This window comes from Diaphorobacter sp. LI3, assembly GCF_022807955.1.
GTDB classification, from domain to species: Bacteria; Pseudomonadota; Gammaproteobacteria; order Burkholderiales; family Burkholderiaceae_C; genus Diaphorobacter; species Diaphorobacter nitroreducens.
The window spans coordinates 482,944-497,441 of the sequence record NZ_CP094346.1 but is presented as its reverse complement, the minus strand read 5'-3'; the positions used below and the strand labels follow the sequence as shown (position 1 = coordinate 497,441).

Genomic DNA, 14,498 nt, shown 5'->3' with positions numbered 1-14,498 from the left:
TGCGCATGGATCGCTCCTGCAATTTCCACCTCGTACTCTCTGATCGACGTCGGGACATGAACTGAATCGCCCCGGGATTCGCGGAGGCTGTTTGGTTTAAGTCAGGCCACCACCTCGGTGTTCTGACTGGCGAGTTGCCGGTAGTAGTTTGCCTCAGCCTCTGCAGGCGGGATATACCCGATGGGTTCGAGCAGGCGATGATGGTTGAACCACGACACCCATTCGAGCGTTGCGAACTCCACGGCCTCCTTGGTTTTCCATGGCGCTCGGCGGTGAATCAGCTCGGCCTTGTAGAGGCCGTTGATGGTCTCGGCTAGGGCGTTGTCATAGCTGTCGCCCTTGCTGCCCACAGACGGCTCGATGCCGGCTTCTGCCAGTCGTTCGGTGTAGCGAATGCTGACGTACTGCGACCCTCTGTCCGAATGACAAACAAGGCTTCCATCGCGCTCCGGCTGCCGGGCATATAGAGCCTGCTCCAGCGCGTCGAGTACGAAGTCCGTTCGCATCGAACTGCTCACTCGCCAGCCGACGATGCGCCTGGCAAACACATCGATGACGAAGGCCACGTACAGCCAGCCCTGCCAGGTCGAGACGTACGTGAAATCGCTGACCCACAACTGGTTCGGCCGCTCGGCATGGAACTGCCGATTCACTCGGTCCAGCGGACATGGCGCCCTGGCATCGCCAATCGTGGTGCGCACGACCTTGCCGCGCATCACGCCGCGCAGGCCCAGGCGGCGCATCAATCGCTCGACCGTGCAGCGGGCCACGGTCACGCCTTCGCGAGTCAGTTGCCGCCACACCTTGTCGGCACCGTAGACCTGCATGTTGGCCTGCCAGACGCGCTGAATCTCCGGGACCAGCACATCATCGCGCTGAGCCCGGATGCAGCGTTTGTGAGGCTCACGCAGCAGCGCCGCATGCCTTCGATATGCCGACGGGGCGACCTGCAAGACCTTGCAGAGCGGCTCGACCCCGAAGGCATCGCGATGCTTGTCGATGAAATCCTTCAGGACTTGAGCCGGCGGTCGAGCTCCGCCTGGGCGAAAAACGCGCTGGCCAGCTTCAATATCTCGTTGGCCCGGCGCAGCTCCTTGACCTCGCGCTCCAGCTCCTTCATCCGCTGGGCCTCACTGGTCGTGATGCCTTCACGCACGCCAGTGTCGACCTCGACGCGTTTGACCCATTCGTACAGCGTCTGCGGCACGCATCCAATCTTCGGCGCGATGGACTCGATGGCCGCCCACAGCGACGGGTACTCCCCCCGGTGTTCCTGCACCATCCTCACCGCCCGCTCACGCACCTCGGGTGAGAACTTGTTCGACTTGCTCATGGCTCAATCCTCTCAGAGTGTTGAGCCTCCTCAAAACCCGGGGCGATTCAATTGGCGTCCCTACCCGCTGAATTGGTTGACCTGATCCGCATGGATCTTTCCGCTGAATCGAACGCCATACCGGGCGTCCCTTAGTCGGGACTCTACAAAATTGCCGACCAGATCCTGGCCACGGTCAAGGCGCTGCTAGAAGCCTAGGGGTTTTGGCTGAAGGCGAGCACTGTGGTGAGGGCCATGCTGATTGCAGTACCCGGTTCAACCAAGAAGTGGCGAGCGCTACTCCAAGATGCTCCAGCGTGAGAACTGCAACCAGGAGTGGCTTTGAATCGCCCAGCCGCCGGCTGCACCACAAGTGTGAATGTTCGAGACCAGCCTTGAAGAGTCAGTCACTAAAGTAAAATGTGCCAAATCTACCCAATGGTCGCAATAGAGATTGGCTGAATCCGCGTGGGCACAACGCGGGCACAGAGTGGGCACAACTTGGGCACAAACAAAAACGCCCACTGAAAAGTGGGCGTTTACTGTTAGCGAGAACCGCTATTTTGTTGGTTGCGCGAGAAGGATTTGAACCTCCGACCTTTGGGTTATGAGCCCAACGAGCTACCAGACTGCTCCATCGCGCGGTAGACAGAAATTATAACCTATATTTAAGCTTCCGTGGAAGAAACTTCAGGCGTCTCAGCACGATCCACCAGTTCGACGTACGCCATAGGCGCGTTGTCGCCCACCCGGAAACCCATCTTCAGAATACGGGTGTAGCCGCCGGGGCGCGTCTTGAAACGCGGACCCAGGTCGTTGAACAGCTTCGTCACGCTGTCACGATCACGCAGGCGATTGAAAGCCAGGCGGCGATTCGCAACGGAATCTTCCTTGGCCAGGGTGATCATGGGCTCGATCACGCGGCGCAGTTCCTTGGCCTTGGGCAAGGTGGTCTTGATGGCCTCATGCTCGATGAGCGAGTTCATCATGTTCTGCAGCATCGCGAGGCGGTGCGAGCTGGTGCGATTGAGTTTACGGAGACCGTGTCCGTGGCGCATGGTGCTTTCCTTTGATGTAATTAAATCGGGCAGCCGTGTCAGGTACTGCCCGAGGCACTGGCTCTTTTCAAAGAGCCCAAAATTATAACTTAACGCTTGTCGAGCCCTGCCGGAGGCCAGTTCTCGAGCTTCATACCGAGGGTCAGGCCGCGCGAAGCGAGCACTTCCTTGATCTCGTTGAGCGACTTGCGACCCAGGTTCGGCGTCTTCAGCAGTTCATTCTCGGTTCGCTGAATCAGATCACCGATGTAATAGATGTTCTCCGCCTTGAGGCAGTTGGCGGAGCGAACGGTGAGTTCCAGTTCGTCCACAGGACGCAGCAGGATCGGATCGAAGGTTGCAGCGCCACGAGAGCTTGCCGGCGCATCGAAAGCTGCCAACTCACCGCCTTCCAGCTGCGCGAACACTGCCAGTTGTTCCACCAGAATCTTGGCGGAAGCGCGGACCGCGTCCTCGGCAGTAATTGCGCCGTTGGTTTCGATCTCAACGACGAGCTTGTCCAGGTCCGTGCGCTGTTCCACACGCGCGCTCTCAACGGTGTAGCTCACGCGTTTCACCGGCGAGAAGGAGGCATCCAGCACGATACGGCCAATGGACTTCGTCGCCTCGTCCGCGTAGCGGCGCAGGTTGCCGGGCACGTAGCCGCGGCCCTTCTCCACCTTGATCTGCATGTCCAGCTTGCCGCCCGCAGACAGCGTGGCAATGACGTGCTCGGGGTTCACGATTTCAACGTCGTGCGGCGTCTGGATGTCGCGCGCCGTGACGACGCCTTCGCCATCCTTGCGCAGGCTCAGCGTGACTTCGTCACGGTTGTGCAGCTTGAACACCACCCCCTTGAGGTTCAGCAGGATGTTGACCACATCCTCCTGAACGCCGTCAATGGACGAGTATTCGTGCAAGACACCGGCAATCGTCACCTCCGTTGCTGCGTAACCCACCATGGAAGAGAGCAGTACACGGCGAATGGCATTGCCCAGCGTGTGCCCGTAACCGCGCTCAAAAGGCTCCAACGCCACCTTGGCACGGTTGGGGCCAAGTTGCTCGACATTGATTGCCTTGGGTTTCAGCAAATTGGTTTGCATGCAGACTTCCTCTCAATACCCCCAGCTCGTTACACCGGTAAGGCTGGTGAAGCGCCTAAACCGCGATGCCTCGCGGTTCAGGGACGATTTCGGCTAACTTAAAGCTATGGTTTAACGCGAGTACAACTCAACGATCAGGGATTCGTTAATGTCTGCACCGAACTCATCGCGATCCGGGACCTTCTTGAAGGTACCTTCTACCTTGTCGGCATTCACTTCGACCCAAACGGGCATGCCCACCTGCTGCGCCAATTGCAAGGCCTCAACAATACGTGCCTGCTTCTTGGATTTTTCGCGTACCGCAACCACGTCGCCGGCCTTGACCAGATAGGATGCGATGTTGACGCTTTGACCATTCACAGTGATGGCCTTGTGGGACACGAGCTGACGCGCTTCGGCACGGGTCGAGCCGAAGCCCATGCGGTACACCACGTTATCCAGGCGGCACTCGAGCAGACCGAGCAAATTAGCGCCCGTATTGCCCTTGAGGCGTTCAGCGGCCTCGAAATAGCGGCGGAATTGCTTTTCCAGCACGCCATACATGCGCTTGACTTTCTGCTTTTCGCGCAGTTGCAGACCATAGTCTGACGTGCGTGCGCCAGAAGTACGGCCATGCTGGCCTGGCTTCGAATCAAACTTGGCCTTGTCCGCGATAGAGCGGCGTGCGCTCTTCAGGAACAGGTCGGTGCCTTCGCGGCGGGAGAGTTTGGCCTTAGGGCCGAGATAACGTGCCACTTTTTATATCCTTGAATCGACTGCCGCAGCGGACTGCGGGAGCCACCATCGCGCCAGGCGATCGGTGGCGGTGGGCTTATGAAACCAATTAAATACGGCGACGTTTCTGGGGACGGCAACCGTTGTGGGGCACAGGCGTCACATCCGAGATGGAGGTGATGCGGATGCCGAGAGCGCCCAGCGCGCGCACCGAGGATTCGCGGCCAGGACCGGGACCCTTGATTTCGACATCGAGGTTCTTGATGCCTTGTTCAATGGCTGCGCGACCGGCCACTTCCGATGCCACCTGAGCAGCAAAAGGAGTCGACTTGCGCGAACCCTTGAAACCCTGGCCACCAGAAGACGCCCAGGACAGAGCATTGCCTTGGCGATCGGTGATCGTAATGATCGTGTTGTTGAAGGAGGCGTGCACGTGGGCGATGCCGTCCGAAATGTTCTTGCGAACCTTCTTGCGCACACGTTGCGCGGCGTTATTGGCAGGAGATTTAGCCATAGTGATCTTTCAGAATCTTACTTCTTCAGTGCCGCTGCACCCTTGCGCGGGCCCTTGCGGGTACGTGCGTTGGTGCGCGTGCGCTGACCACGCATCGGCAGACCGCGACGATGACGGAAACCGCGATAGCAACCAATGTCCATCAGTCGCTTGATGTTCATCGTGGTCTCACGGCGCAGGTCACCTTCGATGGTGAACTGAGCGATCTGGTCGCGAATCTTCTCCAGATCGGCATCGGTCAATTCCTTGACCTTCTTGGAATAAGCAATTCCGCATGCCTCGCAAATCTTGCGAGCACGGGTACGCCCGATCCCGTAGATGGCCGTCAGGCCAATCTCGGTGTGCTGATGGGGCGGGATATTGATACCAGCAATACGTGCCATGTTCGTCCTCTAATACTTCCCAATCAACCTTGGCGCTGCTTGTGGCGCTGATCCGTACAGATCACGCGCACAACGCCCTTGCGGCGGATGATTTTGCAGTTACGGCAAATTTTCTTGACCGAAGCCGAAACCCTCATTGCATTCTCCTAAACTTGTCCAATCGTTCCGGCCCAGTGCGCGGAACACAAAATAAGTGCCCGCGATGGATCGAAGGGCATCAATAAGCCGTTGCTTCTTGGCGAACCCGCGACTATAGCGCATTCGCCCAAGGCACACGGACATCAGGTACCTAATGTCGTCTTGAAGTTAGCCTTCTTCAGCAGCGATTCGTACTGCTGCGACATCATGTAGTTCTGTACCTGAGCCATGAAGTCCATCGTCACGACAACGATGATCAGCAACGACGTACCACCAAAATAGAACGGCACGTTGTACTTCAGGATCAGGAACTCGGGCAGCAAACACACGAAGGTGATGTAAACAGCCCCGGCCAGCGTCAGCCGCACCAGGATCTTGTCGATGTAGCGCGCGGTATGTTCACCCGGGCGGATGCCTGGAATGAATGCTCCGCTCTTCTTCAGGTTGTCTGCCGTTTCGCGGCTGTTGAAAACCAGAGCCGTGTAGAAGAAACAGAAGAAGATGATCGCCGCGGCGTAGAACATCACATAGACCGGCTGGCCAGGCGTCAGTGCCGCAGAAATATCACGCAACCACCGCATCGACTCTCCCGCGCTGAACCAATTCACAATGGTTGCAGGCAGCAGGATGATGGAAGATGCAAAGATTGGAGGAATCACACCTGCCATATTGAGCTTCAAAGGCAGATGGGAGGATTGCCCACCATAGACCTTGTTGCCCACCTGGCGCCGCGCATAGTTCACCAGTATCTTGCGCTGACCACGTTCGACGAAGACGACGAAGTACGTCACCAGTCCCACGACGATCACGATGAAGATGGCTGCCAGGATGCTCATCGCCCCCGTGCGCACCAGCTCCAACAGACCACCGATAGAACTAGGCAGACCCGCGGCGATACCGGCAAAGATCAGGATCGAAATACCGTTGCCCAGGCCGCGCTCAGTGATCTGTTCACCCAGCCACATCAGAAACATCGTGCCGGCGGTCAGGCTGACCACTGCCGTGAGCCGGAAGCCGAAGCCCGGACTCAACACGAGACCTGCGGAGCTCTCCAGAGCCACCGCAATACCCAGCGATTGGAAAATCGCCAAGCCCAACGTTCCATAACGGGTGTACTGCGTGATCTTGCGGCGCCCGGCCTCCCCTTCCTTCTTCAACTGCTCGAATGTGGGTACCACATAGGTCATCAGCTGCATGATGATCGATGCCGAGATGTACGGCATGATCCCCAGCGCGAAGACCGTGAAGCGCGAGAGCGCTCCACCCGAGAACATATTGAAGAGGTTGAGAATGCCGCCCTGCTGGCCACTGAACAACTGTTGCAGCTGCGCCGGATCAATCCCAGGAACGGGAATGTGCGCGCCGATGCGGTACACAACCAACGCGAGCAGCAGAAAGACCAGACGCCGGCGGAGATCGCCAAACTTACCGGTTTTTGCCAGTTGAGCTGCGTTAGTAGCCACAGATGCCTTTCGTCAGAACCAGATCAGGCCAGGCTACCGCCGGCCGCTTCGATGGCAGCCTTGGCGCCAGCAGTTGCGGTGATTCCCGACAGCTTCACAGCCTTGGAAATCTCGCCACTCTTGATCACCTTGACCACCTTGGCCAACTCGCCCACCAAACCTGCGTTCTTCAACGCCAGCACATCCACCTCAGCCAACCCCAGGTTTTCCAGGGCGGTCAAGGAGATTTCCGCATTGAACTTCAGCAGGTGCGACTTGAAGCCGCGCTTGGGCAGACGGCGCTGCAAAGGCATTTGACCGCCTTCGAAGCCCACCTTGTGGTACCCCCCGGAGCGGGACTTTTGTCCCTTGTGGCCACGGCCAGCGGTCTTGCCCAGGCCGGAACCAATGCCACGACCAACGCGGCGCGCGGCGTGCTTGGCACCATCTGCGGGCTTGATGCTATTGAGTTCCATCATCAACCTCTCAGAGGACTTTGACCAGATAGCTGATCTTGTTAATCATGCCGCGCACTTCAGGCGTGTCCTTGAGTTCGCTGATGCTGTTGAGCTTGCGAAGACCCAGGCCACGAACGGTAGCGCGGTGCGATTCTTTGGTGCCAATCGGGCTGCGCACCAGTTGAATCTTGATGGTTTGTTGCGTTGTCATTGCACGCCTCCCTATCAGGCAGCGAAGAGGTCTTCGACCGTCTTACCGCGCTTAGCGGCCACTTCGGCCGGCGTAGTGGAATTGGTCAGGGCGTCAAACGTGGCGCGAACCATGTTGTAAGGGTTGGACGAACCGTGGCTCTTGGCCACGATATCGGTAATGCCCATCACCTCGAACACGGCGCGCATCGGGCCGCCAGCGATGATGCCGGTACCCTTGGGGGCCGGGGCCATCATCACCACGGCTGCGCCGTGGTGGCCCGTCACGTTGTGGTGAATGGTGCCGTTCTTCAGCGACACCTTCACCATGTTGCGACGTGCCTCTTCCATGGCCTTTTGCACGGCGGCGGGCACTTCCTTGGACTTACCCTTGCCCATGCCCACGCGGCCGTCACCATCGCCAACCACCGTCAGCGCAGCGAAGCCCAGAATGCGGCCACCCTTCACGACTTTGGTCACGCGGTTGACCGCGATCATTTTTTCGCGCAGACCGTCGTCCTGACCTTCGCTCTGTACCTTGGGTTGAAATTTAGCCATTTTGTATTCCGCTCCGCTTAGAACTGCAGGCCGGCTTCACGGGCTGCATCGGCCAGGGCCTTCACGCGGCCGTGGTATGCAAAACCTGCACGATCAAATGCAACCTTCTCGACACCGGCCGCCTTCGCCTTCTCAGCGATGCGCTTGCCGATGATCTGGGCTGCAGCGGCGTTGCCACCCTTGCCCGAGCCACCGAGCGACTTGCGCACATCGGCTTCGGCCGTGGATGCGCTGGCCAGCACCTTGCTGCCATCGCCGGAGATCACACTGGCGTAGATATGGAGATTCGTACGATTGACCGTCAGACGCGCGACACCTTGCTGGGCAATGCGGATGCGGGTCTGGCGGGCACGACGAAGACGCTGCTCTTTTTTGGTCAACATGCTGCAGCTCCTTACTTCTTCTTGGTCTCTTTGATCGTGACTTTTTCGTCCGCGTAGTGGATACCCTTGCCCTTATAGGGCTCGGGCGGACGAACGGCACGGATCTCGGCGGCCAGCTGGCCCACCACTTGGCGGTCAGCACCCTTGATCACGATTTCGGTGGGCGTCGGCGTGGCAACGGTGATGCCGGTAGGCATCTCGAAGTTCACGGGATGCGAAAAACCGATGGCCAGGTTCAGCTTGTTGCCGGAGGCTGCTGCCTTGAAGCCCACGCCGATCAGCGTCAACTTCTTCTCAAAGCCCTTGCTCACACCGACCACCATGTTGTTCACCAACTGGCGCACGGTGCCGCTCATGGCATTGGCTTCACGCGAGTCGTTGACCGGCTCAAAGCTCAGCTTGCCTTCGTTGTTAGACACCTTCACCAGCGCGTTCTGCGCCAGCGACAGCACGCCACCAGCACCCTTGACACTGATCTGGTCGTCCTTGATGGACACATCCACGCCTGCGGGGATGCTTACCGGGGATTTACCTACACGGGACATTTCAGTCTTCTCCTCAATGCCACGTTAAGCGACGTAGCAAAGCACCTCGCCACCGACACCGGTAGCGCGCGCCTTGCGGTCGGTCATCACACCCTTGGGCGTCGTGACAATTGCCACACCCAGGCCGTTCATGACTTGCGGAATGGAACCACAGCCCTTGTACACGCGCAGGCCGGGACGGCTCACGCGCTCGATGCGCTCGATCACCGGGCGACCGGCGTAGTACTTCAGGGTGATTTCGAGTTCAGTCTTGCCGCTCTCGGACTTCACTTCGAAGCCGTCGATATAACCCTCGTCCTTCAGCACCTGGGCTATGGCAACCTTCACTTTGGAAGAAGGCACCGACACGGTGGCCTTGGACACCATTTGTGCGTTGCGGATGCGGGTCAGCAAGTCAGCGATGGGATCACTCATGCTCATGTTGTATCTCTCCTGCCTGCTTACCAGCTGGCCTTGGTGACACCGGGGATGTCACCGGCAAATGCCAGTTCACGGATCTTTGCGCGACCCAGACCGAATTGACGGAAAGTGCCACGGGGACGACCGGTGATTTCGCAGCGGTTACGCTGGCGCGTGGGGTTGGCGTTGCGAGGCAGTTTCTGCAGGCCCAGACGGGCCGCTTCGCGCTCTTCGTCGCTGCGCTTGGCATCGCCGGCAATCGCCTTCAGTTCCGCGTACTTGGCGGCGTACTTGGCGGCCAGTTTTTCGCGCTTCAGTTCGCGCTGGATCAAAGCTACTTTAGCCATACGCTGCCTTTAGTTCTTGAACGGGAAACGGAAAGCCGTGAGAAGCGCCTTGGCTTCTTCGTCGGTCTTGGCCGTCGTGGTGATGCTGATGTTGAGGCCGCGCAAGGCATCCACCTTGTCGTACTCGATCTCAGGGAAAATGATCTGCTCTTTGACGCCGATGTTGTAGTTGCCACGGCCGTCGAATGCGCGACCGGAGATACCACGGAAGTCACGCACGCGAGGCAGCGCGATCGTCACGAAGCGATCCAGGAATTCGTACATCTGCGCACCGCGCAGCGTCACCATGCAGCCAATGGCCTGGCCTTCGCGGATCTTAAAACCGGCGATAGCCTTCTTGGCCTTGGTCACCACGGGCTTCTGACCAGCAATCTTGGTCAGGTCCGCCACGGCGTTGTCCATGATCTTCTTATCCGCCACGGCCTCGCTCACGCCCATGTTGAGCGTGATCTTGGTCAGACGGGGAACCTGCATGGGCGAGGTGTAACCAAACTGCTTGACCAGTTCGGGGGCGATCTTGTCGCGGTAGATTTCTTGCAGTCGTGCCATGTGGACTCCTTAGGCAGCCTTGATTTCGGCGCCGCTGGACTTGAACACGCGAACACGCGTGCCGTCGGCCTGCACCTTGATGCCCACGCGGTCAGCCTTGCCGGTAGCGGCATTGAAAATGGCCACGTTGGATTGGTGGATGGGCATGGCCTTTTCCACGATGCCGCCAGTCGTACCCTTCATGGGGTTCGGCTTGACATGCTTCTTGACCAGGTTGATGCCTTCGATGACCAGATGAGAGTCATCCTTACGCAGCGACACCGTGCCGCGCTTACCCTTGTCGCGCCCGGTGAGCACGATGACTTCGTCGCCCTTGCGGATCTTGTTCATGGCGCGTCCTTTAGAGAACTTCGGGAGCCAGGGACACGATCTTCATGAAGCGCTCGGTACGCAGTTCACGCGTCACGGGGCCGAAGATGCGGGTGCCGATGGGCTCCAGCTTGGAATTGAGCAACACTGCTGCATTGCCGTCGAACTTCACGAGCGAACCGTCGCCGCGGCGGATACCCTTCGCCGTACGCACAACCACTGCGCTGTAGACCTCGCCCTTCTTGACGCGGCCACGCGGAGCAGCTTCCTTCACGCTCACCTTGATGATGTCGCCAACGCTGGCATAGCGACGCTTGGAACCGCCCAGCACCTTGATGCACAGGACGGACTTCGCGCCGGTATTGTCGGCAACGTCTAACCGAGATTCTGTTTGGATCATTTCAATATTCCCAACTTGCACCAGCGGTCGAATGCCCCGAAGCCTTTCAAGGCGGCCGACCTGCCAGTCAGTCTTGGGCCCGTCGTCCACGCCGCAAACCATTTGCGGCGCTTCCCGCTGGGCAGAAACCTCGCGCACTTAACGCGAAGCCCGGCAGTATCGCAAACTTAAAACCGGGCGTCAAGCGCTTTTTATACCGGCACCGTGGCGTAGTGTGCGGCCAACTCTAGGAACGCGGGCAGCTGCGGGTCCTGGCCGGGGATTTCCTCGCGCAGGATGTCCGCCACGCGCGGCGCCAGCGCGGCCGCCTGGCGCGCATCGAGAAACAGCACGCGCGAGCGCCGTGCGAGCACGTCCTCCACGGTGCGTGCGTATTCATGGCGCGCGGCGAAGCGCACCATGGCCTCGCTGAGCCCTTCGGCCAGTTGCACCTGCGAACCCGGCAGGGCTTGCACCCGCGCGGCCTCGTCGCCGTAGGAATGCAGACCCTGGGGCGCGTTCATTCCCTGGCGCTCCCGGGTGGCACCGGCTCCTACCAGGGGCAGCGCAACGGTGATCCCGCCCTGGCGGCGCGGCAGCAGGTGTTCGTCCATGCACTTGAGCAGTACATCCTCGGCCATGGCGCGGTAGGTGGTCCACTTGCCGCCAGTCACGGTGACCAGCCCGCTGCGGCTGGCCAGCACGGTGTGTTCCCGGCTGATGCTCTTGGTGGCGGCGGCGTCTTCGTCCGAGGGCTTGACCAAGGGACGCAGGCCCACCCAGATGCTGCGCACATCGCTCGCCTGGGGGGCGCGCCGCAGGTAGCGCGCCGATTCCCCCAGGATGAAGGCCACTTCCTCCCGCATGGCCTGGGGCTCGCGCGCCAGATCCTGGCGTGGGCTGTCGGTCGTGCCCAAAATCACCTTGCCCAGCCAGGGCACCGCAAACAGCACCCGCCCGTCGGCCGTCTTTGGCACCATCAGCGCATGGTCGGAGGGCAAGAACTCGCGGTCCACCACGATGTGCACCCCCTGGCTGGGCGCCACCATGGGCTTGGCGGGCTGGCCGCTCACATCACCGTCGCGCTGGCGCAGGGCGTCCACCCACACGCCGGTGGCGTTGACCACGCAGCGCGCACGCACCTCGTAGCGCTGCCCGGTCTCGGCATCCTGGCAAACCACGCCCGCCACCTTCCCCCCGTCGTACAACAGGTCGTCCACGGGGCAGTAGTTGAGCAGCAGAGCCCCCCGCTGCGCGGCGGTACGCGCCAGGGCCAGGGCCAGTCGGGCGTCGTCGAACTGCCCGTCCCAATACTTCACGCCGCCCTTGAGCCCGTCGGCCATGGCCGTGGGCAGGCAGCGCAGGGTTTCCATGCGCCCAAGGAATTCGGTGGGCCCCAGGCCCGCCTTGCCGGCCAGGGCGTCGTACATCTTCAGGCCCACACCGTAGAACGGCGTTTCCCACACCTTGTAGGAAGGCATGACGAACGCGAGCGGCTGCGCCAGGTGGGGCGCGTTGCGCAGCAGCGTGGTGCGCTCATGCAGCGCCTCGCGCACCAGGGCGATGTTGCCCTGCGCGAGGTAGCGCACGCCGCCGTGCACCAGCTTGGTGGCACGCGAGGAGGTGCCCTTGGCGAAGTCGTGCGATTCCAGCAGCACGACGGAAAAGCCGCGCGCCGCCGCATCCAGCGCCACCCCCAGGCCCGTCGCCCCACCTCCGACGACCGCCAGGTCGTAGGTCACGGGTTGAGCCAGGCGGGCCAGCAGGTCGGCCCGTACGGTTGCCAAAGGGGTGGAGGTGTCGCTAGTCATAAGGGGAATGGTCCGTAACCCTGGCAGAAAAATCAGGGTTTACCCTGAATTGTGACCCGATCCGCGGGATGGGCCCGGCAAAGGGCCCATCCGCTGCGGCATCAACGCACCTTGCCGTCCTTCCAGGCCTGCAGCAGGGTGTTGTAGTTGATGGTTTCGCCCTTGGGCTTCTCATTGGCGAGCTTCTTCCAGGGCGCGTGCTGGTCGCTCAGCCACTTGGCCGGGTCACCCTTGGCGTTCAGCTTGGGCGCGCAGCGCTCCATGCCGGCGCGCTGCAGGCGGGCCATCACCTGGTCCATCTCGTCGGCCAGTGTGTCCATGGCGGCCTGCGGGGTCTTCTCGCCCGTGACGGCCTGGGCCACGTTCTTCCACCACAGTTGCGCCAGCTTGGGGTAGTCGGGCACGTTGGTGCCGGTGGGAGACCAGGCCACGCGCGCCGGGCTGCGGTAGAACTCGACCAGGCCGCCCAGCTTGGGCGCCATGTCGGTCATGGCCTTGGATCGGATGTCGGACTCGCGGATCGGCGTCAGGCCGACGACGGTCTTCTTCAGCGACGTGCTCTTGGCCGTCACGAACTGGGCGTAGAGCCACGCGGCGGCCAGGCGGTCGGGGTTGTGGTCCTTGAAGAAGGTCCAGCTGCCCACGTCCTGGTAGCCGTTTTGCATGCCCTGCTTCCAGTACGGGCCGTTGGGGCCAGGGGCCATGCGCCACTTGGGCGTGCCGTCGGCGTTCACCACGGGCAGGCCGGGTTTGGTCATGTCGGCGGTGAAGGCGGTGTACCAGAAGATCTGCTGGGCGATCTGGCCCTGGGCGGGCACGGGGCCGGCCTCGCCGAAGGTCATGCCCATGGCTTCCTTGGGCGCGTACTTCTTCATCCAGTCCACGTACTTGGTGAGCGCATAGACGGCGGCCGGCGAGTTGGTGGCGCCGCCACGGGCCACGCTGGCGCCCACGGGGGTGCACTTGTCGTCGGCCACGCGAATGCCCCATTCGTCGATGGGCAGGCCGTTGGGCGTGCCGATGTCGGCGCTGCCGGCCATGGACAGCCAGGCGTCGGTGAAGCGCCAGCCCAGCGACGGGTCCTTCTTGCCGTAGTCCATGTGGCCATAGATCGGTTTGCCGTCGATGTTCTTCACGTCGTTGGTGAAGAACTCGGCAATGTCCTCATAGGCGCTCCAGTTCAGCGGCACGCCCAGGTCGTAGCCGTACTTGGCCTTGAACTTGTCCTTCAAGTCCTTGCGGTCGAACAGGTCGGCGCGGAACCAGTACAGGTTGGCGAACTGCTGGTCGGGCAGCTGGTACAGCTTGCCGTCCGGGGCGGTGGTGAACTTGGTGCCGATGAAGTCCTGCAGGTCCAGGCCGGGGTTGGTGTAATCCTTGCCCGGGCCGGCCATGTAGTCGGACAGGTTCAGGATCTTGCCGTAGCGGTAGTGGGTGCCGATGAGGTCGGAGTCGCTGATCCAGCCGTCATAGATGGACTTGCCCGACTGCATGGAGGTCTGCAGCTTCTCGACCACGTCGCCCTCTTGGATCAGGTCGTGCTTGACCTGGATGCCCGTAATCTCGCTGAACGCCTTGGCCAGGGTCTTGGATTCGTACTCGTGCGTGGTGATGGTCTCTGAGACCACCGCGATCTCCTTCACGCCCTTGGCCTGCAGCTTCTTGGCCGCGTCGATGAACCACTTCATCTCGGCCATCTGCTGGTCTTTGCTCAGCGTGGAGGGCTGGAACTCGCTGTCGATCCACTTCTTGGCCTCGGCCTCGCCGGCCCAGGCTGCCTGCCCCAGCGCCAGCGCCGCGGCGGCGAACGCGATCGCCTTGAACTGCATCTTCATTGCTGTCTCCTCACAAGAACGCTCCCCGGGGGTTGGATGGGCGCCGGTGCCGGGGGAGAGTCGGCTGGCCCCTTTTATAAAAATGTGAGCTAC

General features: G+C 60.8%; 20 protein-coding genes, 1 tRNA gene and 1 other annotated feature. All 21 genes read right to left on the bottom strand.

Annotated features, from left to right (window positions below; translation table 11 throughout):
- Positions 1–101 precede the first annotated feature (101 nt).
- The 21 genes from MRB47_RS02405 to MRB47_RS02305 all read right to left on the bottom strand — a co-directional run bounded on the left by MRB47_RS02405 (position 102) and on the right by MRB47_RS02305 (position 14,405).
- Positions 102–1,333 (bottom strand): IS3 family transposase gene (locus MRB47_RS02405; RefSeq protein ID WP_411275686.1). Its coding sequence is split into 2 segments (ribosomal slippage): positions 102–1,042 and positions 1,042–1,333, totalling 1,233 coding nucleotides; the frame shifts between segments, so codons are not numbered across the junction.
- Positions 939–1,055, bottom strand: a sequence feature (AL1L pseudoknot). Its footprint overlaps the gene before it by 117 nt.
- Positions 1,334–1,879: 546 nt before the next feature.
- Positions 1,880–1,956 (bottom strand) — tRNA-Met (locus MRB47_RS02400).
- A gap of 24 nt (positions 1,957–1,980) precedes the next feature.
- Complete coding sequence (gene rplQ, locus MRB47_RS02395) at positions 1,981–2,370, bottom strand: 50S ribosomal protein L17 (protein ID WP_011803868.1); 390 nt, start codon at positions 2,368–2,370, stop codon at positions 1,981–1,983.
- A gap of 89 nt (positions 2,371–2,459) precedes the next feature.
- Positions 2,460–3,452: a DNA-directed RNA polymerase subunit alpha gene (locus MRB47_RS02390; protein WP_011803867.1), complete on the bottom strand. Its 993-nt coding sequence runs from the start codon at positions 3,450–3,452 to the stop codon at positions 2,460–2,462.
- A gap of 111 nt (positions 3,453–3,563) precedes the next feature.
- Complete coding sequence (gene rpsD, locus MRB47_RS02385; RefSeq protein WP_012655444.1) at positions 3,564–4,187, bottom strand: 30S ribosomal protein S4; 624 nt, start codon at positions 4,185–4,187, stop codon at positions 3,564–3,566.
- A gap of 88 nt (positions 4,188–4,275) precedes the next feature.
- Positions 4,276–4,680, bottom strand: a complete 405-nt coding sequence (rpsK, locus tag MRB47_RS02380; protein ID WP_011803865.1) for a 30S ribosomal protein S11 — start codon at positions 4,678–4,680, stop codon at positions 4,276–4,278.
- 17 nt (positions 4,681–4,697) lie between these two features.
- On the bottom strand, positions 4,698–5,063 hold the full coding sequence (rpsM, locus tag MRB47_RS02375) for a 30S ribosomal protein S13 (protein WP_011803864.1): 366 nt from the start codon (positions 5,061–5,063) through the stop codon (positions 4,698–4,700).
- A 23-nt stretch (positions 5,064–5,086) separates the two neighbouring features.
- Positions 5,087–5,200: a 50S ribosomal protein L36 gene (gene rpmJ / locus MRB47_RS02370; protein WP_003050535.1), complete on the bottom strand. Its 114-nt coding sequence runs from the start codon at positions 5,198–5,200 to the stop codon at positions 5,087–5,089.
- A 144-nt stretch (positions 5,201–5,344) separates the two neighbouring features.
- The gene (gene secY / locus MRB47_RS02365; RefSeq protein ID WP_011803863.1) at positions 5,345–6,664 is read right to left on the bottom strand and encodes a preprotein translocase subunit SecY; all 1,320 of its coding nucleotides are present in this window, start codon (positions 6,662–6,664) and stop codon (positions 5,345–5,347) included.
- Positions 6,665–6,687: 23 nt separating this feature from the next.
- Positions 6,688–7,119 (bottom strand): 50S ribosomal protein L15, encoded by a 432-nt coding sequence (gene rplO / locus MRB47_RS02360; protein WP_011803862.1) that lies wholly within the window; start codon positions 7,117–7,119, stop codon positions 6,688–6,690.
- A 10-nt stretch (positions 7,120–7,129) separates the two neighbouring features.
- Positions 7,130–7,312, bottom strand: a complete 183-nt coding sequence (gene rpmD, locus MRB47_RS02355; RefSeq protein WP_012655443.1) for a 50S ribosomal protein L30 — start codon at positions 7,310–7,312, stop codon at positions 7,130–7,132.
- Positions 7,313–7,326: 14 nt separating this feature from the next.
- Positions 7,327–7,848 (bottom strand): 30S ribosomal protein S5, encoded by a 522-nt coding sequence (gene rpsE, locus MRB47_RS02350; protein ID WP_011803860.1) that lies wholly within the window; start codon positions 7,846–7,848, stop codon positions 7,327–7,329.
- Positions 7,849–7,865: 17 nt separating this feature from the next.
- Positions 7,866–8,231: a 50S ribosomal protein L18 gene (gene rplR / locus MRB47_RS02345; protein ID WP_011803859.1), complete on the bottom strand. Its 366-nt coding sequence runs from the start codon at positions 8,229–8,231 to the stop codon at positions 7,866–7,868.
- 11 nt (positions 8,232–8,242) lie between these two features.
- Positions 8,243–8,776: a 50S ribosomal protein L6 gene (gene rplF, locus MRB47_RS02340; protein ID WP_252101798.1), complete on the bottom strand. Its 534-nt coding sequence runs from the start codon at positions 8,774–8,776 to the stop codon at positions 8,243–8,245.
- A gap of 24 nt (positions 8,777–8,800) precedes the next feature.
- On the bottom strand, positions 8,801–9,196 hold the full coding sequence (rpsH, locus tag MRB47_RS02335) for a 30S ribosomal protein S8 (protein WP_011803857.1): 396 nt from the start codon (positions 9,194–9,196) through the stop codon (positions 8,801–8,803).
- A gap of 20 nt (positions 9,197–9,216) precedes the next feature.
- The gene (gene rpsN / locus MRB47_RS02330) at positions 9,217–9,522 is read right to left on the bottom strand and encodes a 30S ribosomal protein S14 (RefSeq protein ID WP_011803856.1); all 306 of its coding nucleotides are present in this window, start codon (positions 9,520–9,522) and stop codon (positions 9,217–9,219) included.
- A gap of 9 nt (positions 9,523–9,531) precedes the next feature.
- On the bottom strand, positions 9,532–10,071 hold the full coding sequence (gene rplE, locus MRB47_RS02325; RefSeq protein ID WP_011803855.1) for a 50S ribosomal protein L5: 540 nt from the start codon (positions 10,069–10,071) through the stop codon (positions 9,532–9,534).
- Between the two features lie 9 nt (positions 10,072–10,080).
- Positions 10,081–10,401, bottom strand: coding sequence for a 50S ribosomal protein L24 (rplX, locus tag MRB47_RS02320; protein WP_011803854.1), 321 nt, complete (start codon positions 10,399–10,401; stop codon positions 10,081–10,083).
- A 10-nt stretch (positions 10,402–10,411) separates the two neighbouring features.
- Positions 10,412–10,780, bottom strand: coding sequence for a 50S ribosomal protein L14 (rplN, locus tag MRB47_RS02315; protein ID WP_011803853.1), 369 nt, complete (start codon positions 10,778–10,780; stop codon positions 10,412–10,414).
- Between the two features lie 191 nt (positions 10,781–10,971).
- The gene (locus MRB47_RS02310; RefSeq protein WP_252101797.1) at positions 10,972–12,570 is read right to left on the bottom strand and encodes a glycerol-3-phosphate dehydrogenase/oxidase; all 1,599 of its coding nucleotides are present in this window, start codon (positions 12,568–12,570) and stop codon (positions 10,972–10,974) included.
- A 101-nt stretch (positions 12,571–12,671) separates the two neighbouring features.
- Positions 12,672–14,405 carry an ABC transporter substrate-binding protein gene (locus MRB47_RS02305; protein ID WP_123674860.1) on the bottom strand — a complete coding sequence of 578 codons (1,734 nt, stop codon included), beginning with the start codon at positions 14,403–14,405 and terminating at the stop codon, positions 12,672–12,674.
- Positions 14,406–14,498 lie beyond the last annotated feature (93 nt).